At 51.1% G+C, this 24,838-nt stretch carries 16 protein-coding genes and 1 pseudogene; 15 read left to right on the top strand and 2 right to left on the bottom strand.

The window, feature by feature from the left end:
* The first annotated feature begins 7 nt into the window (after positions 1–7).
* The 10 genes from nrdE (at position 8) to AB7038_RS15370 (ending at position 13,381) form a co-directional block, all read left to right on the top strand.
* Positions 8–2,128: a class 1b ribonucleoside-diphosphate reductase subunit alpha gene (nrdE, locus tag AB7038_RS15415; RefSeq protein WP_369453613.1), complete on the top strand. Its 2,121-nt coding sequence runs from the start codon at positions 8–10 to the stop codon at positions 2,126–2,128.
* Between the two features lie 23 nt (positions 2,129–2,151).
* Positions 2,152–3,114, top strand: a complete 963-nt coding sequence (nrdF, locus tag AB7038_RS15410; RefSeq protein WP_004235573.1) for a class 1b ribonucleoside-diphosphate reductase subunit beta — start codon at positions 2,152–2,154, stop codon at positions 3,112–3,114.
* A 605-nt stretch (positions 3,115–3,719) separates the two neighbouring features.
* The gene (proV, locus tag AB7038_RS15405; protein ID WP_024474192.1) at positions 3,720–4,925 is read left to right on the top strand and encodes a glycine betaine/L-proline ABC transporter ATP-binding protein ProV; all 1,206 of its coding nucleotides are present in this window, start codon (positions 3,720–3,722) and stop codon (positions 4,923–4,925) included.
* Complete coding sequence (gene proW / locus AB7038_RS15400) at positions 4,912–6,051, top strand: glycine betaine/L-proline ABC transporter permease ProW (RefSeq protein WP_369453612.1); 1,140 nt, start codon at positions 4,912–4,914, stop codon at positions 6,049–6,051. Before proV ends, proW begins: the two co-directional genes overlap by 14 nt.
* Before the next feature lie 82 nt (positions 6,052–6,133).
* Positions 6,134–7,132 (top strand): glycine betaine/L-proline ABC transporter substrate-binding protein ProX, encoded by a 999-nt coding sequence (proX, locus tag AB7038_RS15395; protein WP_368890281.1) that lies wholly within the window; start codon positions 6,134–6,136, stop codon positions 7,130–7,132.
* A 168-nt stretch (positions 7,133–7,300) separates the two neighbouring features.
* Entirely contained in the window at positions 7,301–8,527 is a 1,227-nt protein-coding gene (locus AB7038_RS15390; protein ID WP_368890282.1) for an MFS transporter, read from the top strand.
* Between the two features lie 482 nt (positions 8,528–9,009).
* A complete protein-coding gene (gene mprA, locus AB7038_RS15385; RefSeq protein WP_072871307.1) occupies positions 9,010–9,525 on the top strand; it encodes a transcriptional repressor MprA in 516 nt (171 codons plus the stop codon).
* 243 nt (positions 9,526–9,768) lie between these two features.
* Positions 9,769–10,947: a multidrug efflux MFS transporter periplasmic adaptor subunit EmrA gene (gene emrA, locus AB7038_RS15380; protein ID WP_368890283.1), complete on the top strand. Its 1,179-nt coding sequence runs from the start codon at positions 9,769–9,771 to the stop codon at positions 10,945–10,947.
* A gap of 12 nt (positions 10,948–10,959) precedes the next feature.
* Positions 10,960–12,492, top strand: coding sequence for a multidrug efflux MFS transporter permease subunit EmrB (gene emrB, locus AB7038_RS15375; RefSeq protein WP_108655210.1), 1,533 nt, complete (start codon positions 10,960–10,962; stop codon positions 12,490–12,492).
* A gap of 712 nt (positions 12,493–13,204) precedes the next feature.
* Complete coding sequence (locus AB7038_RS15370; RefSeq protein ID WP_175547163.1) at positions 13,205–13,381, top strand: hypothetical protein; 177 nt, start codon at positions 13,205–13,207, stop codon at positions 13,379–13,381.
* A gap of 207 nt (positions 13,382–13,588) precedes the next feature.
* On the opposite strand, the gene AB7038_RS15365 is transcribed toward AB7038_RS15370, so the two are convergent.
* On the bottom strand, positions 13,589–14,686 hold the full coding sequence (locus tag AB7038_RS15365) for a tRNA/rRNA methyltransferase (RefSeq protein WP_368890284.1): 1,098 nt from the start codon (positions 14,684–14,686) through the stop codon (positions 13,589–13,591).
* A 181-nt stretch (positions 14,687–14,867) separates the two neighbouring features.
* Here AB7038_RS15365 and AB7038_RS15360 point away from each other — a divergent pair, with 181 nt between their 5' ends.
* The 5 genes from AB7038_RS15360 to AB7038_RS15340 all read left to right on the top strand — a co-directional run bounded on the left by AB7038_RS15360 (position 14,868) and on the right by AB7038_RS15340 (position 24,063).
* Entirely contained in the window at positions 14,868–15,572 is a 705-nt protein-coding gene (locus AB7038_RS15360; protein ID WP_024474199.1) for a tRNA-uridine aminocarboxypropyltransferase, read from the top strand.
* 37 nt (positions 15,573–15,609) lie between these two features.
* Positions 15,610–18,267, top strand: a complete 2,658-nt coding sequence (locus AB7038_RS15355) for a bifunctional acetate--CoA ligase family protein/GNAT family N-acetyltransferase (protein ID WP_368890285.1) — start codon at positions 15,610–15,612, stop codon at positions 18,265–18,267.
* 184 nt (positions 18,268–18,451) lie between these two features.
* The gene (pssA, locus tag AB7038_RS15350; RefSeq protein WP_368890288.1) at positions 18,452–19,810 is read left to right on the top strand and encodes a CDP-diacylglycerol--serine O-phosphatidyltransferase; all 1,359 of its coding nucleotides are present in this window, start codon (positions 18,452–18,454) and stop codon (positions 19,808–19,810) included.
* A 56-nt stretch (positions 19,811–19,866) separates the two neighbouring features.
* Positions 19,867–20,208 carry a YfiM family lipoprotein gene (locus tag AB7038_RS15345; protein ID WP_072871321.1) on the top strand — a complete coding sequence of 114 codons (342 nt, stop codon included), beginning with the start codon at positions 19,867–19,869 and terminating at the stop codon, positions 20,206–20,208.
* Between the two features lie 450 nt (positions 20,209–20,658).
* Positions 20,659–24,063, top strand: a complete 3,405-nt coding sequence (locus AB7038_RS15340; RefSeq protein ID WP_369453611.1) for an autotransporter outer membrane beta-barrel domain-containing protein — start codon at positions 20,659–20,661, stop codon at positions 24,061–24,063.
* 334 nt (positions 24,064–24,397) lie between these two features.
* On the opposite strand, the pseudogene AB7038_RS18185 reads toward AB7038_RS15340, so the two are convergent.
* Positions 24,398–24,624: pseudogene (locus AB7038_RS18185) on the bottom strand (hypothetical protein); the annotation flags it as partial.
* Positions 24,625–24,838 lie beyond the last annotated feature (214 nt).

Genomic DNA, 24,838 nt, shown 5'->3' with positions numbered 1-24,838 from the left:
TAACACGATGACCACTGAATACACGGATTACCACGCCCTGAATGCCATGCTCAACCTGTATGATGCAGAGGGCCGGATCCAGTTTGATAAAGATGTGACGGCAGCGCACCACTACTTCCGCCAGCATGTGAATCAGAACACCGTGTTTTTCCACAATCTGCGGGAAAAGCTCGATTTTCTGATTAATGAAAACTATTACGAAGCTGACGTTATCGCACAATATGATTTTGAATTTATTAAAAATCTGTTCCGGCTGGCGTACAGCAAAAAGTTCCGCTTTGCGACCTTCCTCGGTGCCCTGAAATATTACACCGGTTATACCCTGAAAACCTTTGACGGCCAGCGCTATCTGGAGCGGTTTGAAGATCGCGTCTGTATGGTGGCACTGACACTGGCGCGGGGAGATACCACACTGGCAGAGCATCTGCTGGAAGAAATCATCAGCGGACGTTTCCAGCCCGCCACCCCGACCTTCCTCAACTGCGGCAAAAAACAGCGCGGTGAGTTTGTCTCCTGTTTCCTGCTGCGTATTGAGGACAATATGGAATCCATCGGGCGCAGTGTGAACTCTGCACTGCAACTCTCCAAACGCGGCGGCGGTGTGGCATTCCTGCTGACCAACCTGCGTGAATCCGGTGCGCCGATCAAACTGATTGAAAACCAGTCCAGCGGCGTGGTACCGGTGATGAAGATGCTGGAAGATGCCTTTTCCTACGCCAATCAGCTGGGGGCACGCCAGGGCGCCGGGGCGGTATATCTGCATGCGCACCATCCGGATATCCTCACGTTTCTCGATACCAAACGGGAAAATGCGGATGAAAAAATCCGTATCAAAACCTTGTCTCTCGGTGTGGTGATCCCGGATATCACTTTTGAGCTGGCCAAAAATAACGAGCCGATGTACCTCTTCTCCCCGTACGATGTGGCGCGGATTTACGGCAAACCGATGTCAGAACTGAGCATCTCAGAGCACTATACGGACATGGTGAACAACAAGGCCATCCGCAAACGCAAAATCAATGCCCGTGAGTTTTTCCGCATCCTGGCGGAGATCCAGTTTGAATCCGGTTATCCCTACATTATGTTTGAGGACAATGTGAACCGGGCAAACCCGGTCGCCGGTTACATTAATATGAGCAACCTCTGCTCGGAGATCCTGCAGGTCAACAGCGCCAGCGAGTACAACGATGACCTCAGTTACCGCCACACCGGGCGCGATATCAGCTGTAACCTCGGCTCGCTGAATATCGCGAAAATGATGGATTCCCCCGATTTCGCCCGCTCTGTTGAGATAGCTGTGCGCGGGCTGACCTCGGTGTCAGATATGAGTCAGATCCGCAGTGTGCCGTCCATCGATCACGGTAACAAGGGTTCTCATGCTATCGGGCTCGGGCAGATGAACCTGCACGGTTATCTGGCGCGGGAGCATATCCATTATGGTTCAGAAGAAGGTATTGATTTCACCAATATCTATTTCTTAACCATCGCCTATTATGCCCTGAAAGCCTCCAACCAGCTGGCGATTGAGCGACAGCAGACCTTCCGCAATTTTGAGCAGTCCGCTTATGCCAGCGGGGCGTATTTCAGTAAATACATCACACAGAAATGGGAACCGGCGACAGAAAAGGTCCGCGCCCTGTTTACCGATGCCGGAATTGCCGTTCCGTCGCAGGCGGACTGGCAGCAGCTGAAAGAGAGTGTGATGGCGCACGGGCTGTACAACCAGAATCTACAGGCGGTCGCGCCGACCGGATCGATTTCCTATATCAATCATGCGACCTCCTCCATTCACCCGATTGTGGCCCGTATTGAGATCCGCAAAGAAGGCAAGCTCGGCCGTGTCTATTACCCGGCCGCCTTTATGACCAACGATAATCTTGAGTATTACCGGGATGCCTATGAAATCGGGCCGGAAAAGATTATCGATACTTACGCCGCCGCCACGCAGCATGTTGATCAGGGCTTATCCCTCACCCTCTTTTTCAGTGATGAGGCGTCCACCCGCGATATCAACCGCGCACAGATTTATGCCTGGCGCAAAGGGATAAAAACCCTCTATTACGTGCGTCTGCGCCAGTCCGCGCTGGAAGGCACCGAAGTGGCGGGCTGTGTTTCCTGCGCCGTATAAAACGTTTATTTCAGGATATTATCATGACCACATTAAGCCGCATTTCCGCGATTAACTGGAACCGGATTGAGGACGACAAAGACCTTGAGGTCTGGAACCGCCTGACCAGCAACTTCTGGCTGCCGGAAAAAGTGCCGCTCTCCAATGACATTCCGTCCTGGCAGACACTGACCCCGGCAGAGAAACAGCTGACAATCCGTGTGTTCACCGGGCTGACTCTGCTGGATACGATTCAGAACACCGTCGGCGCACCGGCGCTTATCCCCGATGCCCTGACCCCGCACGAGGAAGCGGTGCTCTCCAATATCAGCTTTATGGAGGCGGTGCATGCCCGCTCTTACAGCTCGGTTTTCTCCACGCTCTGCTCCACACAGGAAATTGATGACGCCTACCGCTGGAGTGAAGAGGAACCGACGCTGCAAAATAAAGCGGCGATTATCCTCGGCTATTACCGTGACCCGCACCCGCTGAAAAAGAAAGTCGCCAGTGTGTTTCTGGAATCCTTCTTATTCTATTCCGGATTTTATTTACCGATGTACTGGTCAAGCCGCGCCAAGCTGACGAATACCGCCGACCTTATCCGTCTGATTATCCGGGATGAAGCAGTACACGGCTATTATATCGGCTATAAATTCCAGCGTTCATTACAGAATTATGACGAACAAACCCGCAAAGAAATAAAGGAATTTACCTTCAGTCTGTTATTTGATTTATACGAAAATGAAGTCAGTTATACACGGAAATTATATGACGGTGCCGGATGGTCTGAGGATGTGATTAAATTTCTGCATTACAACGCCAATAAGGCACTGATGAACTTAGGCTATGAAGCACTGTTTCCGGAGAGTGTGACGGATGTCAGCCCGGCAATATTATCGGCGCTGTCACCGGATGCCAACGAGAATCACGATTTCTTTTCCGGATCCGGCTCTTCTTATGTGATAGGTAAAGCAGTGAATACCGAAGATGAAGACTGGGATTTTTAAATCAATCATTTCCGTTTAAGTATTTCACTATAAATACCGGTTTTATTAATGCACTGATATTACAGTATATTTATATCAGTGCATTTTTCGCTCATAAAACAACCTGAATAATCAATTTTTACGGGGGTATTTTCCGGATATCGGGATGTTTTTATCGAGTTGTTTTCGGACTTAACCTAAATATCCGTTATTGCGCCATTAATTACACACCATTATTAATAAATATATTTAATGTTGAGTGATTTTTTTTCTCTGTTTTCGCGATGAATCTCACAACTTCCTGACGCCGGGATTATCCGGCAGAATATCATCATATTCCCTTTTCAGTCATTCCGGATAAAAAGCGGTTAAAACAAGCGCCTGGTTAACTTTCCGCTGATCTCTCTTTCTCCTTTTCCGCAAGTTATTCACATATTAATGAAATAAGATATTTACCTGATGCCGGTGATTTTACACCAAAAATATATCCGTTCTTTTTGATTAATTCTCATAAACAAGGGGTTGTCAGCATTATCTCGTATGCTAGGGTAAATAACGTTTTTTTTCAGGGAGAGGATCCACATTTACCCATTTCACATCCACGTTATTCTGAATGGATATACTGCATGGCAATAAAACTCGAAGTTAAAAATCTCTATAAAATATTCGGTGAGCACCCGAAACAGGCATTTGAATTATTAGAACAGGGCCTGGACAAAGAACATATCTTTGAAAAGACCGGTGCTACCGTCGGCGTACAGGACGCCAATCTGGCCATTGAAGAAGGCGAAATATTCGTCATCATGGGACTGAGCGGTTCAGGGAAATCCACCTTAGTTCGTCTTCTCAATCGCCTGATAGAACCGACCCGCGGCCAGGTACTGATCGACGGCGAAGATATCGCTGTGATTTCCGATCAGGCACTGCGTGAGGTACGGCGCAAAAAAATCAGCATGGTGTTTCAGTCCTTTGCTCTGATGCCGCATATGTCAGTGATCGACAATACCGCATTCGGCCTGGAACTGGCCGGGATGAGCAAAGCGGAACGTCATGAACGCGCACTGGATGCACTGAAACAGGTCAACCTGGAGCAGTGGGCAAATTCCTATCCGGATGAGCTGTCCGGCGGGATGCGTCAGCGGATCGGGCTTGCCCGCGCGCTGGCAAATGACCCGGATATCCTGCTGATGGATGAGGCGTTCTCCGCCCTTGACCCGCTGATCCGCACCGAGATGCAGGATGAGCTGCTGAGTCTCCAGGGCGATAAACAGCGCACCATCGTCTTTATTTCCCATGACCTCGACGAAGCCATGCGTATCGGCGACCGTATCGCCATTATGCAGGGCGGCGTGGTGGTGCAGGTCGGTACCCCGGATGAGATCCTCAATAATCCGGCTAATGATTATGTCCGTACCTTCTTCCGTGGTGTGGATATCAGTCATGTGTTCAGCGCCAAAGATATTGCCCGCCGCCGTGCGGATGCGCTGCTGCACGTGGCGCCGGGCTTCGGCCCGCGTTCGGCACTGAAAGTTCTCAATGATGATGACCGCGAATACGGCTATCTGATTGAGCGCGGGCAAAAATTTGCCGGTATTGTTTCTGTTGCCTCACTGGAGGCGGCACTGAAAGCGAAAAAACCTATCACAGACGCCATTCTGAGCGAGCCGCAGGCGGTCAGCGCCGACACGCCGCTCAATGAGCTGCTGACCGTTGTCGCGCAGTCACCGTGTGCTGTTCCGGTGGTCGGCAACAACAACCGCTATGCAGGGGTTATCTCAAAAGGGATGCTGCTGCAGGCTTTAGATAAGGAGACGCCGAATGAGCCGGAATAATCAACAGGATACAGAACTGGATCCGTGGGCGGCGGCATCAGAGCCGGATCCTTCATCAGCACAAACAGCCCCGGACGCCGCAGACAGCAGTGACCTGTGGGGAAGTACCGCCGATACCGGCGGTGCGGATGCCGACCCGTGGGGCGGCGCAGCCGACAGCGGCAGTGACTGGCTGGATGCCGCACCGGCAGATACCGGCCCTGCTTTTGACTGGGCAAACCCGTTTGACCACTCGCTGATCCCGTTTGACAGCTGGGTGACCGATGCCATCAACTGGATTGTGCTGCACTTCCGTCCGGTCTTTCAGGGCATCCGTGTACCAATTGATTTTGTGCTCACGACCTTTGAACAGGGACTGACCGCCATTCCGGCGCCGATCGCCATTCTTATCTTTGCCCTGCTCGCCTGGCAGATGAGCGGCAAAGGACTGGGGCTTGCCACCGTGGTATCACTGACCTTTATCGGTGCCATCGGGGCATGGAATGAAGCAATGGTGACTCTGTCACTGGTTCTGACCGCCCTGATGTTCTGTATTATCATCGGGTTACCAACCGGTATTGCCCTGGCGCGGCATGAACGCGCCGCGAAATTTATCCGTCCGCTGCTTGATGCCATGCAGACAACACCGGCCTTCGTCTATCTGGTGCCGATTGTTATGCTGTTCGGTATCGGTAACGTGCCGGGCGTGGTGGTGACCATTATCTTCGCCCTGCCGCCGGTGATCCGCCTGACTATCCTCGGGATCCGTCAGGTGCCCGCCGACCTGGTCGAAGCCGCAGAATCCTTTGGTGCCAATCCGCGTCAGATGCTGTTTAAAGTACAGCTGCCGCTGGCAATGCCGACCATCATGGCCGGGATCAACCAGACGCTGATGCTGGCACTGTCCATGGTGGTGATCGCTTCCATGATCGCCGTCGGCGGTCTGGGGCAGATGGTACTGCGCGGTATCGGTCGTCTGGACATGGGGCTGGCGTCTGTCGGCGGTGCGGGGATCGTCATTCTCGCCATTATTCTTGACCGCCTGACACAATCACTCGGGAAAGATTCCCGCAGCAAAGCCGGCCGCCGCTGGTATCACACCGGCCCTGCCGGGCTTATCAGCCGTCCGTTCCGCCGCGCGCCGTAACACACGGCAGGGAGCATCCGCTCCCGCTCATTATCACCCTGCCGCTGTTATCGCGGCGGCAGGCACAACAAGAGGGAAAACGATGCGTAAGACAGCAATCGCAGCAATCGCCTTATCGGCACTCATTGGTACTCAGGCTTTCGCGGACACCGCACAGCCGGGCAAAGGGGTCAAAGTGCTGCCTGTACAAAGCACCATTACTGAAGAAACCTTTCAGACCCTTATCGTCAACAAAGCACTGGAAGAACTCGGCTATGACGTGCAGCCGATTCAGGAAGTGGATTACAACGTGGCCTATGCATCAATCGCCAACGGTGATGCCACCTTTATGGCAGTAAGCTGGGTGCCGCTGCACAACTCCCAGTACAAGGCTGCCGGAGGTGACGGCAAATTCTACCGCAAAGGGGATTATGTCGTGAACGCCGCTCAGGGGTATCTGATTGATAAGAAAACCGCTGAGAAATACCACATCACCAATATTGAACAGCTGAAAGACCCGGAAATCGCCAAACTGTTTGACAGCAACGGCAACGGTAAAGCGGATCTGACCGGCTGTAACCCCGGCTGGGGCTGTGAGGCCGCTATCAACAACCATCTGAACGCCTATAAGCTGACAGACACAGTTGAGCACAACCAGGGGAACTATGCCGCGATGATGGCAGACACCATCACCCGTTACAAAGAAGGCAAACCGGTGCTTTACTATACCTGGACACCGTACTGGATCAGTGATGTGCTGAAACCGGGACGTGATGTGGTCTGGCTGGAAGTACCGTTCTCCTCCATGCCGGACGGCGAGAAAATTGACACCAAACTGCCGAACGGTAAAAACTACGGCTTCCCGCCGAGCACCATGCATATCGCAGCCAACAAAGCCTGGGCTGAACAGAACCCGGCTGCCGCTGAGCTGTTTGCTGTCATGAAACTGCCGGTCTCGGCCATCAACGCCCAGAACCTGCGCATGCATAACGGCGAAAACTCACAGGCGGATATTGAACGCCACGCCAACGCCTGGATTAAAGCCAATCAGGCTAAGTTCGACGGCTGGATTGAACAGGCACGAAAAGCCGCTGATAAATAACCTGATCTGAAAAATCCTCCCGGCGGCCATAGTCATATGGCCGCTTTTTTACCCTCAATGAAACGTGATCAATATCACAAAATCGATACCCTTTCCGGTCTGCTTTCTATATAGTAGCGCTCCGTAGTACCCGTAATCATTTCATACTCAATCAATCTTATAATAATCATGAAAAAGAAAACCATTGATGCGGTTTTGACACCTCAGCTTATCTGCCTGATGGCAATGGCAACCGGGTTGTTAGTCGCAAGTAATTATTATGCACAGCCTTTACTGGAGACGATTGCCGCACAATTCGGCGTCACCGCCGGTATGGCCGGATTTATCGTCACTACCGCACAGCTCAGTTATGCTGCCGGTCTGATGTTTCTGGTGCCGCTCGGGGATAAATTCGAGCGCCGCAACCTGATTGTCACCATGACACTGCTGTCGGCTATCGGGCTGGTGATTTCCGCTCTGTCGCAAACCCTCTGGCAGTTACTGCTGGGCACCGCACTGGCCGGGATGTTTTCCGTAGTAGCACAGATCCTTATCCCGCTGGCGGCGACTATCGCCAAACCGCAGCACCGCGGCAAGGCGGTCGGGATCATTATGAGCGGCCTGCTGCTCGGTATCCTGCTGGCGCGGACCGTCGCCGGTGTGCTGGCAGAATTCGGCGGCTGGCGGACAGTCTACTGGGCAGCGTCCGGGCTGCTGGTTCTGCTGGCACTGATCCTGTATCTGCGCCTGCCGCAATATAAACAGGTGTCTGAACTGAAATACAGTCAGTTGCTGGCCTCCATTGTGGTGCTGTTTGTCCGCACCCCGGTTCTGCGTGTCCGGGCGGCACTCGGTGCCATTGTGTTTGCCGCGTTCGGCCTGCTCTGGACCTCAATGGCCTTCCTGCTGGCATCGGATCCGTTTAATTATTCCGAGAGTACTATCGGGCTGTTCGGCCTCGCCGGTGCCGCCGGAGCCCTGATGGCGGGTCCGGCCGGGCGTTTTGCCGATAAAGGCAAAGGCCGTCTAACCACCAGCGCCGGTCTGCTGCTCCTGCTGCTCTCGTGGATCCCGCTGGCGCTGAGCGGCTATTCTGTTGCCGCCTTTATCGCCGGGGTGGTGGTTCTGGATCTGGCTGTGCAGGCAGTGCATGTCACCAATCAGAGTACCCTCTACCGGATGATGCCGGAGGCACGCAGCCGTCTGACTGCCGGTTATATGACCTGCTATTTCTGCGGCGGCGCATTCGGCTCACTGCTGTCCGGCTATGCCTACAGCCACTATGGCTGGGATGGCGTCTGTTACAGCGGTGCGGCAGTCAGCGCCCTGGGACTGGTGATCTGGCTTGCCGGAAAGAAGTATGATGTACCGCAGTCTGATGAACCACCTACCCGTCAACAGCCATCTCACACCTGATTCCTCCGGAAAAAGCGCCTTGTGGTGCTTTTTCCACTCAAAAATCAAACAAACATCGCATAATAATCTACCGCCTGTAGATTATTCCTTCATTAAAAGTTACAAATAACACTGTTAATCAAAGAAAATAATTTTTGACCACGTAAAATAGATACCACAGCGATAATCACTGCCATAACGGCAATGAAGGTCATTTGATATTCTTCATTATCATGGTTCACTAATAAAAATTGACGTAATTTATGAAGCGAAAATTACGCATAATCAGAGTCAGCCACCCGGTAATGAAAATGTAAGTGATTTGCTAAATAATAAGTGATATTTGTGACTAACATTCATAAAATTTATGAATCAGGTGGCATTATCAGAAGAAATGTAGTGATATTAACCTGCTATAATTGTTAAATTAATCTTTTGGCCGGTCATTTCACCGGGTCATAGCCGGGTTAACATACCAACAGAAACTATAAGGTATCTCAATAATGGAAAGTTCATTTACACCGACAGAAGAGTTGCTTAACAGCCGGATCTCACAACAGAAGAGTCTGGGTGCGGATCTGCCGTATCAGGAAATTTTACTGACCCGGCTTTCAATGCACGTTCAGAGTAAATTATTAGAAAAACGCAACAATATGCTGAAATCTCAGGGCATCAACGAAACATTGTTCATGGCGCTGATGATTCTGGATACTAAAGAATCTCACAGTATTCAGCCTTCGGAACTCAGTGCCGCGCTCGGCTCTTCCCGTACCAATGCGACCCGCATCGCGGATGAACTCGAGAAAAACGGCTGGATTGAGCGCAAAGAGAGCCACAATGACCGCCGCTGTCTGCATCTGCACCTGACAGAAAAAGGCTCAGATTTTCTGCACAGTCTGCTGCCGCCTCAGCATGATGCATTACGTCATATCTGGTCAGCACTGGCCGAAGATGAACAGAAAAGCCTGGAAAAGCTGATGCGCAAACTGCTTATTCAGCTCGATAAGAACGACAACTAAATAACCTTTTATTGTTTAAGGTTAATGAATAAGAGCTTTTCTCAATAAGCAGGTGTAAAAAAACCTTTTCTGTTGGCCCGGATCCTTTATCCTTCACAGGCTGACATTTCTGCCATCAATTGATGTGCTGACCATCCGGGCTTGCGGTTGTCGTTTATCACAGTGACGACAATAGCAAGCCTGTCTTTGTTGTGGTTATGTCATGCGACACCTTAAAAAAAGAACAATATCCGGAGATAACTGATGAGTGTCAGTGAGGAAACTCAGGCTGCCCAGCCCCCTGTCCGTAACAAAAAACGACAACGCCGTAATGCGCTGATGTTGCTGACGTTACTGTTTGTATTACTGGGTGCGGCTTACACCGTTTACTGGTTTATGGTGCTCCGCCACCATGAATCGACCGATAACGCCTATGTCACCGGTAACCAGGTGATTGTGATGTCACAGGTATCCGGCAGTGTGACGACTGTCAGTGTGGATAATACCGATTATGTGACCGCCGGAACGCTGCTGGTGCAGCTCGATAAGCGCGATGCCGGACTGGCGCTGGAAAAAGCACAGGTTGCGCTGGCAAACAGTGTCCGCCAGACACATCAGCAGATGATCAACAGCCGTCAGTTACTGGCCGGTATTGAAGTCCGCCGTTCAGAACTGACCCGCCTGCAGAATGATCTGCGCCGCCGCGAAGTACTGGGCGCACAGAATGTGATCGGCAAAGAAGAACTTCAGCACGCCCGCGAAGCCGTGGTGAGCGCCAAAGCGCAGCTGGATGTTGCCACCGAGCAGTTTAATGCCAACAAAGCCGTAATCCTCGATACCCCGCTGAGCGAACAGCCGGCGGTGAAACAGGCGGCCACCGAAGTGCGCAACGCCTGGCTGGCACTGGAGCGGACCGACATCCGCAGTCCGGTGGACGGTTATGTCTCCCGGCGCAGTGTGCAGGTCGGTGCACAAATCACCCCTGCCACCCCGCTGATGGCCGTGGTTCCGGCCACTGGTATGTGGATTGACGCCAACTTTAAAGAAACCCAGCTCAGTGCCATGCGTATCGGGCAGCCGGCCAAAGTGGTTACTGATTTCTACGGCGACAAAGTGGTCTTCACCGGTACCGTTACCGGGCTGGACATGGGCACCGGCAGCGCCTTCTCCCTGCTGCCTGCGCAAAATGCCAGCGGTAACTGGATTAAGGTCGTACAGCGCCTGCCGGTGCGTATCGCGCTGGATCCGGCACAACTGGAACAATACCCGCTGCGTATCGGTCTTTCCGGCGATGTTACGGTGGACACACAGAATACTGACGGCCCGGTGCTGTCGAAAAGCGTGCGCACCGATCCGGCCTATCATACCAGTGCCCTGAGCATTGATATGCAACCGGCGGATCAGATGATCGCTGAGATTATCAGCCGCAATGCCGGTCAGTAAGGGGTCAGGGTTATGCAGGCGCCACTGACCGGAGCAAGACTGGCCTGGATGACGATCGCCCTGTCGCTGGCGACCTTCATGCAGGTACTCGACTCTACTATCGCCAACGTGGCGATCCCGACGATCGCCGGTAACCTGGGTTCCTCTAACTCTCAGGGAACCTGGGTGATTACCTCATTCGGGGTGGCGAATGCTATCTCCATTCCGATCACCGGCTGGCTGGCCAAGCGGATCGGCGAAGTGCGTCTGTTTATGTGGTCAACAGCGCTGTTTGCCATCTCCTCCTGGTTATGCGGTATTTCCAACAGCCTCGGCATGCTGATTTTCTTCCGCGTGATCCAGGGGCTGGTGGCCGGGCCGCTGATCCCGCTGTCGCAGAGTCTGCTGCTCAATAACTATCCGCCGGCGAAACGTACCATGGCGCTGGCGCTCTGGTCAGTCACCATTGTTATCGCCCCGATCTGCGGGCCGATCCTCGGCGGTTATATCAGTGACAACTATCACTGGGGCTGGATTTTCTTCATCAACGTGCCGTTCGGGATTGTGATCATGATGCTGACCGCAAAAACCCTGGAAGGCCGCGAAACCAAAACGGAAATCCGTCCGATCGATACTGTCGGGCTGATCCTGCTGGTGGTGGGGGTTGGTTGTCTGCAGATTATGCTCGACCAGGGCAAGGAGCTGGACTGGTTTAACTCGACAGAGATTATTGTCCTGACCGTGATAGCCGTGATTGCCCTCGCCTTCCTGATCGTCTGGGAGCTGACGGACGACCACCCCGTGGTGGACTTATCTCTGTTTAAGAGCAGGAACTTCACAATAGGCTGTCTCAGCCTCAGCCTGGCTTATATGCTCTATTTCGGCACCATTGTTCTGCTGCCGCAGCTGTTACAGGGGGTTTTCGGCTACACAGCCACCTGGGCGGGGCTGGCTTCCGCGCCGGTCGGTATTCTGCCGCTGCTGATCACGCCGCTTATCGGTAAATATGCCCATAAAGTGGATTACCGGATCATTGTGACATTCAGCTTCATTATGTATACCGTCTGTTTCTACTGGCGGGCCTATACATTTGAGCCGGGAATGGACTTTGCCGCCGCAGCCTGGCCGCAGTTTGTACAGGGGCTGGCGATCGCCTGTTTCTTTATGCCGCTGACCACCATTACGCTTTCCGGCCTGCCGCCGGAGAAAATGGCATCGGCATCCAGCCTGTCAAACTTTACGCGGACACTGGCCGGGGCTATCGGGACATCGATCACCACCACGATGTGGACACAGCGGGAGTCCATGCATCACGCCAATTTTGCTGAGCATATCAACCCGTTCAGCCCGGATACGCAGCAGATGTACCATACGCTGGGCGAAATGGGGATGTCGCAGCAGCAATCATCGGCCTATATCGCCAAAGTAATCACCGACCAGGGGCTGATTATCTCTGCGAACGAAATTTTCTGGCTCTCTGCCGGTGTCTTCCTGGTGCTGATGCTGCTGGTCTGGTTTGCCAAACCACCGTTTACTGCCGGTGGCGGCGGCGGCGGTGCGCATTAAGTAAAAGCATAAAGGCACTGCGGTGCCTTTCTTTTTATTGGTATGTTTAATATAAAGAAAAAAAACACTCACCCGAAAATTAATTAAACAATAATAAAACACAACTTTATTAACAGAATAATCACTTGCTATTAAAATCATTAAATTGCTATTCTTATTTCACCGCGGAAAAATACATTTTCCGGTTGCGGAATTAATATCACGGATGATTATTAATATTATATTCACAAAGGAGTGTGACCATGATTTAGCATCATTAATACTGTTTGCCATAATTTTTATTTTTAATGCACATTTTTGCACCATGCTCCGGCATGGTTTTTTTATAATATTAATATCTGATATTAATAGCAGGCATCCCCGCACAGCCGTTATGATTGGTGTGCTGACAGACAGGTGAACAAACTGCAGGATATCCATGAGCGCATTGTTAGATAAATTCATAAATCTCTGTAATATCCCCAAGTGGGATATTCACAACTATCTTCCGGGTAATAAGAATAAACATAACGGAACGATACTGACAGATTATCATTTGACAAAAATTGATGATTATTATTATTTTCGCAATAACATAACGAAAGATATTTATTTATGTCTGCGGGGCAAGGTTTATTTTTATATTCTTGCTGAATATCTCAGCCAGGTTGATTGCGTATTACCTCTGTCACCGACAAATAATCTTCAGCATCATATTTCAGAAAAAACATTCATGAACATTATTAATAATAAAGGTGATGTACTGATGGCCGGAACACTGTCCGTGGATGACGGACGGATTACATGCTGGCGGCCTTTTGACAGTTTTACCGGCGATCCCGGCAGATATCAGCGGGCACTGGACTCAGACGCTATCAAAAACCTGCTGACACTCCACCTTATCAATTAAAAAACCCGGCGGATGCCGGGTTTCAGGCCGTTGACAAACCCGCAGGGGTTGGCAACGACCGCCAGAGGTTGTAGAAATAAACCAGGAAAATCAATTTGTTGATTTTCGGCTGATAACACAAAGCAGGAAAAACCACGTTTTATCCTGCGTTGTCAGCAATCTCAAACCCGGCGGATGCCGGGTTTTATCAGCGATAATCAATGGGTATCAGCTGACTTTATTCTGCTGCCACCAGCGTGCCAGGATAATCCCTGTTGCGACGGACACGTTCAGGCTTTCAACATTACCGGTACCGCCAACTGACAGACGCATATCCCCGCCTTCCCAGACTGCGTCACTCAGGCCGTCACTCTCTTCACCCAGAACCAGTACCATTTTTGCAGGCAATGTGGCTTTCGCCAGATCGGTGCTGCCTTTGTGGCTGGAGGTAGTGACGATGGCGTACCCTTTTTTGCGGAATAAATCCAGCGTATCCGTCAGGCCATCGGCATCAATCCCGACCAGATGCTCGGCACCGCCTTCCGCTGTGCGGACAGCCGCACCGGATTCCAGCACAGAGGCATCCTGGAGGATCACACCGTTGACACCGAAGTGAGCACAACTGCGCATAATACCGCCGAGATTATGCGGGTTACCGACGTTTTCCAGCGCCAGCACGCAATCCTGCTCACCGGCAGTTTCCAGATAGGTTTCCGCACTCACACCGCCGCGTTTTTTAATCAGGAAGCAGACACCGCCGTGGTGTTCGGTACCGGATGCTTTGGCCAGCTCTTCCTCATCCACCACATGATAAGCTTTGCGGTTCGCCGCCAGCCATTTCAGGGCATCGCGGAAACGCGGTGTGACGGACTGAACAAACCAGGCGCGCACAATACGCTCCGGACGGCTGCGGAACATGGCCTGACAGGCATTTTCCCCGTAAATACGGGTTTCTTCCTGACGCTGACGGCGTAACTGCGCCGGGTCGATCTGGCTTTTGCCGCTGATACCGCCGTGATCCGGGATCAGCCCCTCTCCGTCTTCTGACGGCTGGCGGGACACCGTTTTCCACGGTGAACGACCGTCATCGGAATAACTTCCCTGACCTCTGCGTTCGCCGCGATCACTGCGGTCACTGCGGTCACTGCGTTCTCCGCGATTGCTGCGTTCATTGCGATCCCCGCGCGGGCCGCGGCTGTTGCGGTCGCCGCGATCTGATCCCCGGCCACCGCGTCTGTCTGATTTTTTCTGATCGTCCTGTTTGTCCTCACTGCGGACATACATGACTTTCACTTTGCCGTTTTTACCATTTAAAGAGTCGTTCATGTGTTTCTCCCACGCCATTTCCGGGGGCGAAGATTACCCGATATCGTCCGGACCTGCCGGTTATGATCACCGGCCGCCCCCGCCGGAGGCACTGAACTCAGGCGCCCCCGCGAAAAATCATGCTATTGTGCAGCGTTAACAGTACAATGCATACTGTTTTTTGTGAAACCAGCCGATAAAAATGAAGACCAATTCTGTTTACCAGTTACGCCAGCGGCGTCTGGCACAATCCACCCGTGTTTTCCGTGCCCGGGGATGCCGTGTAGTCCGTTGTAATTACTGCTTATTACCCGAAAAAAACTGTCTGTGTGACACCATACAGACCCGGGATGCGCGTAGTCAGTTCTGCCTGCTGATGTATGATACCGAACCGCTCAAACCCAGCAATACCGGGAAGCTTATCGCCGATATCCTGCCGGACACACAGGCCTTTCTGTGGTCACGCACCGAACCGGACGAGGCTCTGCTCGCGCTCCTGAAAGATGACACCCGCCAGCCGTACCTGATTTTCCCGCAGGCGTATGCCACACCACCGCGTCAGGTATTCAGTGATGTGCCGGAAAATACAAAGCCGCCGCTGTTTATTCTGCTCGACGGCACCTGGCCGGAAGCGCGCAAAATGTTCCGTAAAAGTCCGTATCTCGATAACATTCCGCTGCTCTCCATCAACGATCTGGCGCAGAAAGATTATCTGCTGCGGGTTGCGGCACGGGAAGATCAGCACTGTACCGCCGAAGTTGCTGCCGCCGCACTGATGATGGCCGGTGATACCGCTGCCGGAAAACAGTTGCTGGATCACTTCACCTGCTTCCGCCGTCAGTATTTGAAGGGTAAGTCACATCTTCCGGTGGCACAAATCAGAGCAGAGGAGCTGCTTTTAGGCTAAATTAAAGCACACGGGAATCCGGTCTGAGGAGAACACCATGAGTCAGCGCGGCCTTGAAGCATTACTCCGGCCTCAATCCATTGCGGTTATCGGTGCATCCGAAAAGCCCAACCGGGCGGGTTCCCGGATGATGAGCAATCTGCTCAGCGGCGGTTTTGCCGGGCCGGTTCTGCCGGTCACGCCGTCACGCCGCTCAGTGCAGGGGGTGCTGGCGTATCCGTCTGTTGCTGATCTGCCGCTGGTGCCGGATCTGGCCATTATCTGTACCCACCCCAAACGCAATATTGCCCTGCTGAATGAACTCGGTGAACTCGGCTGCCGCGCAGTGATTATTCTCTCCGCCCCGGCATCACAGACCGCCGAGCTGAAACAGACCTGCCAGCACTATAATATCCGCCTGCTCGGCCCGAACAGCCTGGGGTTACTTGCCCCCTGGCAGGGGCTGAATGCCAGCTTTTCCCCGGTACCGGTGCTCAGAGGCAAGCTGGCGTTTATTTCCCAGTCTGCCGCTGTCTCCAACACTATTCTGGACTGGGCGCAACAGCGGGAAACCGGTTTTTCCTACTTTATCGCACTCGGCAGCAGCGCGGATATTGATATCGACGATATGCTGGATTTCCTGGCCCGCGACAGCAAAACCAGTGCCATTCTGCTCTACCTCGAACATATTCATGATGCGCGGCGTTTTATGTCCGCCGCCCGCAGTGCCTCACGCAATAAACCGATCCTGGTGGTCAAAAGCGGCCGCACTCAGCGCACACAATTGCTGGTCGGTGAAACGCCGAGCCTGGATATCGCCTATGATGCGGCAATCCAGCGCGCCGGTCTGCTGCGGGTGCAGGATACCCACGAAATGTTTTCCGCCGTGGAAACCCTGACCTTTATGAAGCCGCTGCGCGGTGAACGTCTCGCCATTATGAGCAACGGCGCGGCACCGGCAGCAATGGCACTGGATGAACTGTTCCGCCGCCGGGGGAAAATTGCCGGTCTCAGCGATGAGAGCAGCGCTGCACTCGCAGCGGTGCTGCCGGATGATTTTGTGATCAGTAATCCGCTGGATCTGCGCGATGATGCCACAGTGGATCGCTATATCGCCACCCTGAATATTCTGCTCGGCAGCCACGATCATGATGCCCTGCTGATCCTCCATTCTCCGAGCGCCATTGCACCGGGCAAAGAAACCGCCGCCCGGATTATTGCCGCAATCGCGCAGCATCCGCGCAGCCGCTGGCTGACGATTTTCACCAACTGGAGCGGTGAATACTCCTCACAGGAAGCCCGCCGCCTGTTCGGCGAGGCAGGGATCCCCACTTACCGCACACCGGAAGGTGCTGTGACCGCTTTTATGCATATGGTGGAATTCCGCCGCAACCAGAAACAGCTGGCAGAAACCCCCGCATTGTCCGAAGGACTGACCGCCAACCGGCAGCAGGCACATCACTGTATCGACAGCGCCCTGCGCCGTCAGCATACCGTGCTGGATACCTATGAGGTTGAGCCGGTGCTGGAGGCTTACGGGCTGAATATTCTGCCGACCTGGATTGCCCACTCTGCGGATGATGCCGTCACCATCGCCGAAACACTGGGTTACCCGGTGGCGCTGAAACTGCGCTCACCGGATATCGCACATAAATCGGATGTCCAGGGCGTGATGCTTTATCTGCGGGATAAACAGGAAGTCGCCACGTCGGCAGCGGCGATTATTGATCGTGTAACACAAAACTTCCCCGATGCGCAGATAGACGGGCTGATTGTACAGTCGATGGCAAACCGGGCCGGGGCACAGGAACTGCGGATTGCCGTGACCCAGGATGCGGTTTTCGGCCCGGTAATTATGCTGGGGGATGCCAGCCGTCCGTGGGATGATGAATCCCCTGCTGCTGTTGCCCTGCCGCCGCTTAATATGGCGCTTGCCCGTTATCTGGTCATTCACGCCATTAAAAATAACAAACTGGCGGCCGGCAGCGCCCTGAATCCGCTGGATATTGCGGGTCTGAGCCGGGTACTGGTACAGGTGTCCAACCTGATAATTGACTGCCCGCAGGTGGTGACGCTCGATTTACACCCGCTGCTCGCCTCCGGTACAGAATTTACTGTTCTGGATGCCACCATGACTCTGGCACCGGCTGCCGGTGATGGTCGTCAGCGTTTGGCTATCCGCCCGTATCCGGCAGAACTGGAGGAGAATTTTCAGTTAAAAGACGGCGCGGTTGTGCATGTCCGCCCTATTCTGCCGGAAGACGAACCTCTGCTGAAAGCCTTTATTGACCGCGTGACCAAAGAAGATCTTTATTACCGCTATTTCAGTGAAATCAGTGAATTTACCCATGATGACCTGGCAAAAATGACCCAGATTGATTATGACCGCGAAATGGCCTTTGTGGCGGTGGACAGCGGCGGTCAGATTATCGGGGTTGCCCGGGCGATGTCGGATCCGGATAACCGGGAAGCGGAGTTTGCTGTGCTGGTGCGGTCAGATATGAAAGGTAATACCCTGGGTTATCAGCTGATGTGCAAACTGCTCGCCTACACAAAATCACGCGGCATCCTCCTGCTGACTGCCATCACCATGCCGGAGAACCGCAATATGATCCAACTGGCGAAAAAGCTCGGGTTTACCGTCGAAACACAGTTTGAGGATGGCATCGTCAACCTGACACTTCACCTGAATTCTGAAATTGCCGCAGTGCAATAGTCAAAAACGGACAACGTGATATATGACACAGACTTAACCGTCACTTAAGCAGAAAGTGAATTGCTGCGCACAATCAGACAAACTGGTGATATAATCCTTTGATCTGTTCATCTTTTCATTACCGGCCCGGTACCTGTTTATTTCGTAACCGCCGCCTATAACTAAAGAGATAATTCGCACTGTGATGTTGTCAAAATTCAAATCCGCGAAACACCAACAGCACCTTGCACAACTGCCGAAGTTAGCACAGTCTGCGGATGATGTTGAAACGCTGTTTCATACCCGCGACTTTAAAGGCCGTCTGCTGGCAGAAATCGCCGGTGCAAAGAAAACCGTTTATATTTCTGCGTTATATATTGAGCACGATGATGCGGGCCGGGATTTCCTTGACGCGCTGTATGCCGCCAAAAAAGCCAATCCGGAACTGGATATCAAAGTCTTTGTTGACTGGCACCGCGCACAGCGCGGGCGTATCGGTGCAGAAGCGAATGCCACCAATGCCGACTGGTATCACTCCGTCGCGGCATCTCACCCTGATCTGCTGATCCCGATCTTCGGCGTACCGGTAAATACCCGTGAAGCGCTGGGTGTTCTGCATCTGAAAGGTTTTATTATTGACGATACCGTTATTTACAGCGGTGCCAGCGTCAATAATGTCTATCTGTATCAGCATGATAAATACCGTTATGACCGCTACCACTTCCTGCGTAATCCGGAACTGGCGGCGGCAATGAAACTGTTTATTGATGAAATGCTGCTGCCGGAACCGGCGGTACAGAAACTCGATACCGAAACCCGCGTGAAAACGCCGGAGATCAAAAACCTGATCCGCGATTTCCGCCTGAAACTGCGCCATGCCGCATACCACTTCACCCCGCAGCCACTGCCTGATGATCAGCTGGCCATTACGCCGCTGATTGGTCTCGGGAAAAAGAATATGCTCAATAACACCATTGAGCACCTGATGTGTTCCGCACAGGAAAAAGTGGTTATCTGCACACCGTATTTCAATCTGCCGTCAACACTGGTGCGCATTATCAGCCGCCTGCTGCGGGACGGAAAACAGGTGGAAATCATTATCGGTGATAAAACCGCCAATGACTTCTATATTCCGCCGGAAGAGCCGTTCAAAATTATCGGCGGGCTGCCTTATCTGTATGAAATCAACCTGCGCCGCTTTATGCAGCGCCTGCAGCGGTTCTCCGACAGTGAGCAACTGACCATCCGTCTGTGGAAGGATGACGACAACACCTATCACCTGAAAGGGATGTGGGTCGATAATCAGTGGCAGCTGATCACCGGTAATAACCTGAACCCGCGCGCCTGGGGGCTGGATCTGGAAAATGCGATCCTTATCCGTGACCCGAAACAGGAACTGCACGAACAGCGTCAGGAAGAGCTGGCCAATATCCGCACCAATACAACTATTATCCGCAGCTACACTGAGCTGGATAATATCCGTGACTATCCGGTTAAGATCAAAAAACTGCTGCGCCGTCTGCGCCGTGTCCGTCTTGATCGCCTGATAAGCCGGATCCTCTGATATAAACGTCCCGGCACCCGCCGGGATTTTTTTTATCAGTTTCCCGGAGAACAATTATGTCCGTTACATTATGCACCCGTCTGACAGTCTCTTTCTGCCTGCTGCTGACTGCCGGCTGTTCGATGCACCTGGCCAATGACAGCTGGACCGGGCGGGATAAAGCCCAGCATTTTGCCTTTTCAGCCGCAACTGCGATTGCCGCTAATGCTTATGGCGATCACCAGAACTGGCAGCACCGGCACAGCGCACAGTTCGGCATCGGTTTTTCCGTTGCGCTGGGGGCCGCCAAAGAATTTTATGACAGCCGTCCGGGTGGTACCGGCTGGAGTGTGAAAGATTTTGTCTGGGATATTGCCGGCGCCGTTGCCGGTTACAGTGTGTACCAATCGCTGAAATAAAAATCCGGTGACCGGGCAGTGTTAATTTTGTGAGCAGCATCACACGGAAAAAATGATTTTTTACACTTAATCTTCCGGCAGTGATAGTACCCCGGTAAATTTAAAAAATTAATAACCTTTCGATTTAAATAGCGTCATTTCTTTTTATTCTTTTTTTAAATAACATGCCTCAAAATTAATCTTACGTAAAATATACCGCCATGAAAATGATACTTTCATTATTATTTTAATAATAATAACAACCCAAAATTAAGATAAGCAAGAATGAAAATAATATGTCTAAGTGCAAATACCCACAGCAAAAATAAAATAAGAACATATTCATACCATTAGATATCTGCAATAGGAATCCCCTTATTTCCTGCGTAGTAAACACACTATAATTACCTGATAATAATAGGTATTAGGATCTTTTCCCTTTTACCTTTATTCCGAACACAGGCCACTATTATGAAATTTAAACTTTCACAAATTACCGTATTGGTAGTTAGTGCGCTTTCCGTATCTGCGGGAGTGGCGGCAACTATCGATAAAAACATTCAAATAAACAATAACACTCCCGGCCCGGTTATCACCGGAGGTAATCACACTAACGATACTATTAAATATACAGGCAGCGTCATTAATAGCCCGAACACAACCACATTTGTCGGTCGTGAATCAGCCACAGAAAGCAATCAGTATTATTCTTATGGCACGGATAATAACAATAATCCTATCGCCATTGGTGTCCACTATGATTACAAGTATTTTTATTCACCAGTAGAAGTAGACACCCTGAAAGTTACCGATTCCAGTGTCCGCATCAATGGCAAGGCAGACAATTTAACTGTTGACGGTAACTCTGTTGTCACGATTACCGGCAGTGACGCTTACTCAAATTATCGTGGCGCCAGCTATGAAAAGCCATCTGAATTTACCTCATCATTGACATCTCACCGTAACGGCTATGACAATAAACGCCGGGATGAAGTCACCATCAGTACCGGGAACGGTACTTACAATGATGAATCCAAACAATATCTTGATGGGTCCCGCATCGGTGATGTCAAAAAAATTGGTACCGATGGTGCAACATTAACCATCAAAGGCACCAATGTTACTGATGATCGTTTAGGTACAGATAAAGGTGAATACCTGGTTGCCACCGGTGATACTTTTAACGGCAAAGCTGAACAGCATGTCGGTGAGCGTTCACTGTCACAAGGTGCAACGTTTAACGGGCAGAGCTCACAACACCTCAAAGGTAAAGACGGTAAAAAAGCGGTATCCCTTGATGCAACCTTTACCGGTACTGCCGGTGTAAAACATACCGGTCAGACTGTCGGCAGTAATGGTCTCGCAATCGACTCCACCTTTGATTACGCTAATCAGGATATCTCTTCCGGCGGTGTTGCCAAAAATAACACCCTCCGTAACAGTGATCAGAATGTCAGCGGGGAAGCGGATAATACTAAAATCACCAACGGTAATCAGACTGTCAGCGGCAAAGCCACTACAAACAGTATTGATAATACCACCGGCACACACGGCTATCAGGCAGTCAGCGGTACAGCAACTGACAACACACTGAAAAATGCTGATCAGATCATTGAAAAAACCGGCGTTGCCGTTAAAAACGTTATCAATAATGCCGGTGCTGAGCACGGTATCCAGGTTGTACGCGGCAAAGCGGAAGATAACACCCTGAGCAACACTGACCAGCGTGTTGAAAAAGACGGTATCGCCTCCGTTAAGAATGACATTACTGACGGCAGCCAGTTTGTGAATGGTTTTGCAGAAAATAATACCATCACTAACAAAGCCACTAACCGCGGTAAGCAGATGATCAACGGCACCGCCAACAATAACAAACTGACTGAAACCGATCAGTTTGTCGGCAAAAATGGCACTGCCGGTGTTAAAAACGACATAACCAACGGCAGTCAGTATGTAGATGGCTTTGCAGAAAACAATACCATCACCAACAAAGCAGATAAACGTGGTGAGCAGGTTATCAGCGGCACCGCCAACAATAACAAACTGACCAATACCAATCAGATTGTTAAAAAAGGCGGTCTGGCCGGGGTTAAAAATGACATCACCGACGGTAATCAGTATGTCGGCGGTACTGCCGTTAACAACACAATCAATAATACCGATGCCAAAAAACCGGGCTTGCAGATTGTCAGCGGCACAGCAACCACCAACGTGCTGAACAACGTTAAACAGGTGATCAAAAAAGGCGGCCTGGCTACCGATAACACCCTGACCGGTAATTCTCACTTAACCGTTGAAAATGGCGGTGAAGCGAAAAATAATACCCTCAACGGCGATATCGATATGATTGTTGAGGCTAATGGTAAAGCAACCGGCAAAACTACCTTTAACGGCAAAAACCATCTGGATCTGTATGCTGCCACCACCAATGGTGCGTATGCGGAAGATCTTGCTCTGAGCCAGACCAAAGGCAAAAGTTCCGTCACCGTTTATGAAGGCACTCAGGAGCACGATGCCGTCACTATCGGTAAATTAAACGGTAAAGCAGCGGTGAATTTTGACCACCGGACCAACCCGGCAGGTCATACTCAGATGAATATCAATAATCTGGGTAATAATGATCCGGCGCAGTATGATAACACCACGTTAGATTTCACCATGAACAGCAATATCCTCAATGGTAATTCTGACTTTATCAATACTGATAATGCTTATGGTCAGCACTATGTCACCATCATTGAGCGGGATACCGGTAAAGAAGCCGTTCTGAACCGTCCGCAGTCTGCTGATTTCGCGTATGTGAAAAACGTGGCCGGTGACAGTAATGCGGTCTTTGGTATGAAGGATGCGGACGGCAAAATCCTTGATCTGATGGATGCCGGTACTTACATTCATAATATTCAGACCCGCACCGGTGCCAACAATGACACCACATGGTCATTCACCGCGACCGATCGCCTTACACCAAGTGCCCGTGCGGTACTCGCACTGTCCAGCGCGCCGCAGCTGATGTACAACAACGAAGTTGATCATCTGCGTGCCCGCCTGCATATGCTGCGTACCAGTGACAGTATTGAGAACGGTCTCTGGATGCAGGGTATCGGCAGCAATACCAAAGTGGATAAAGACCAGATTCAGTACAAACTCAAACACGCCGGTCTGGAGTTGGGTGCGGATTATCAGTTAGCGTTAAACAGTGACAGCAAACTGGTTCTGGGTGGTTTCACCGGGTTTGATAGAGGTGATGTCAAAAATGATTGGGCAGGTACCAGTGATCTCGACAGCTATACCTTCGGTGCCTATGCCACTTATCTGAACACCAACGGCTGGTATGCGGATGCATTACTGAAATATAACCACTTTGATAATAAACTGAAGACAACATCCACTAACGGTTATGATGTCAGCAGCGACAATTACTCCACCTCTGTCTGGGGGATGGCACTGGAAACCGGTTATACCTTTACCTTCAGTAATCAGATTTTTATCACTCCGTATGGTCAGTTAGCGTATAACCAGATGGGCAGCAAAAACATCACGCTGAGCAATGAAATGGAAGCTGAAATCAAAAATCAGCGTTCATTCACCAGCGAACTAGGTGTCAATGCCGGTAAAGACTTCAGCTTTGATAACGGCCTGATGTTCTCCCCGTATGTGAAAGCAGCCTGGAATCATCAGTATGAAGACGGTAACGAAGTTGAATTTAACCGTTACAACACCATTAACCTGGATTTATCCGGCAGTACCGGTAAATTCGGTGCCGGTTTCAATGCCCGCTATAACAACGTGAATATGTTCATGGAATTACAGCACATTGCCGGTGATGCGGTTTATTCACCAATCAACGGACAGATTGGTATCCGTTATAACTTCTGATTTATGATCAGGGGCTAAAAATCTGCGTTACAGTTAATTCCGGCCATTTAAAGACCCGGTGGCCGGAACAGAAAGGGTTTCATGTTTATCATGAAACCCTTTTTCAATGGATCTTGCCCATGCTCCGGAATAATTAGCCTCACAGTCCGGCCACCTTCTGTTACCGGTACGAAAGTTTCCGGCTTCATATCAACAGAGTAGTCTCCGCACCTGTTCATACTCAAACTGATCCGTCATCACCTCAGTAACTGCCTGAACTATCTGCTTATATAGTCTCTGCTATGATCGTTGCGGAACATCACTCCGGAGGGCGTTCCCCACATTTTCCGCATCATATCTGATTGGGTACTGTTACTGCGAACTGATGCGTAAGGTGATCCGGGATAACAATGTGTTCATGAGTCTGCCTCCCGGTCTGCTTCATCCCGAAGCCTCTTTCCATGACTGATGTTATACAGCTCCTGTAGCTGCTGCGATGAGCTTTGAAATCCGGGCAGAGTGTGACCACAGGATAATACGTTCTGAGTTTCCCGATTGCGGGAATTGTTCAGGGAGTCGCATCAGCCATGTGATGGCTTTTTTAATATTTTATTTTTGTCGCACAGTGCCCTAAAGAGACAAAATCAGCCTGTCTTATAGCGTCAGAAGAGCAAAGAAGATATCAGGAGAGTGGTGAATCAGAATGGTTTTTCTTTTCTCCCAAACGCAAAAAAGCCACCCAAAGGGTGGCTTCTTCACTTAATAATAACCTGGCGGTTCCCTACTCTCACATGGG

This window comes from Morganella morganii (assembly GCF_041099235.1).
Lineage (GTDB): Bacteria > Pseudomonadota > Gammaproteobacteria > Enterobacterales > Enterobacteriaceae > Morganella > Morganella morganii_E.
This window is presented reverse-complemented; position numbering and strand designations above follow the sequence as displayed.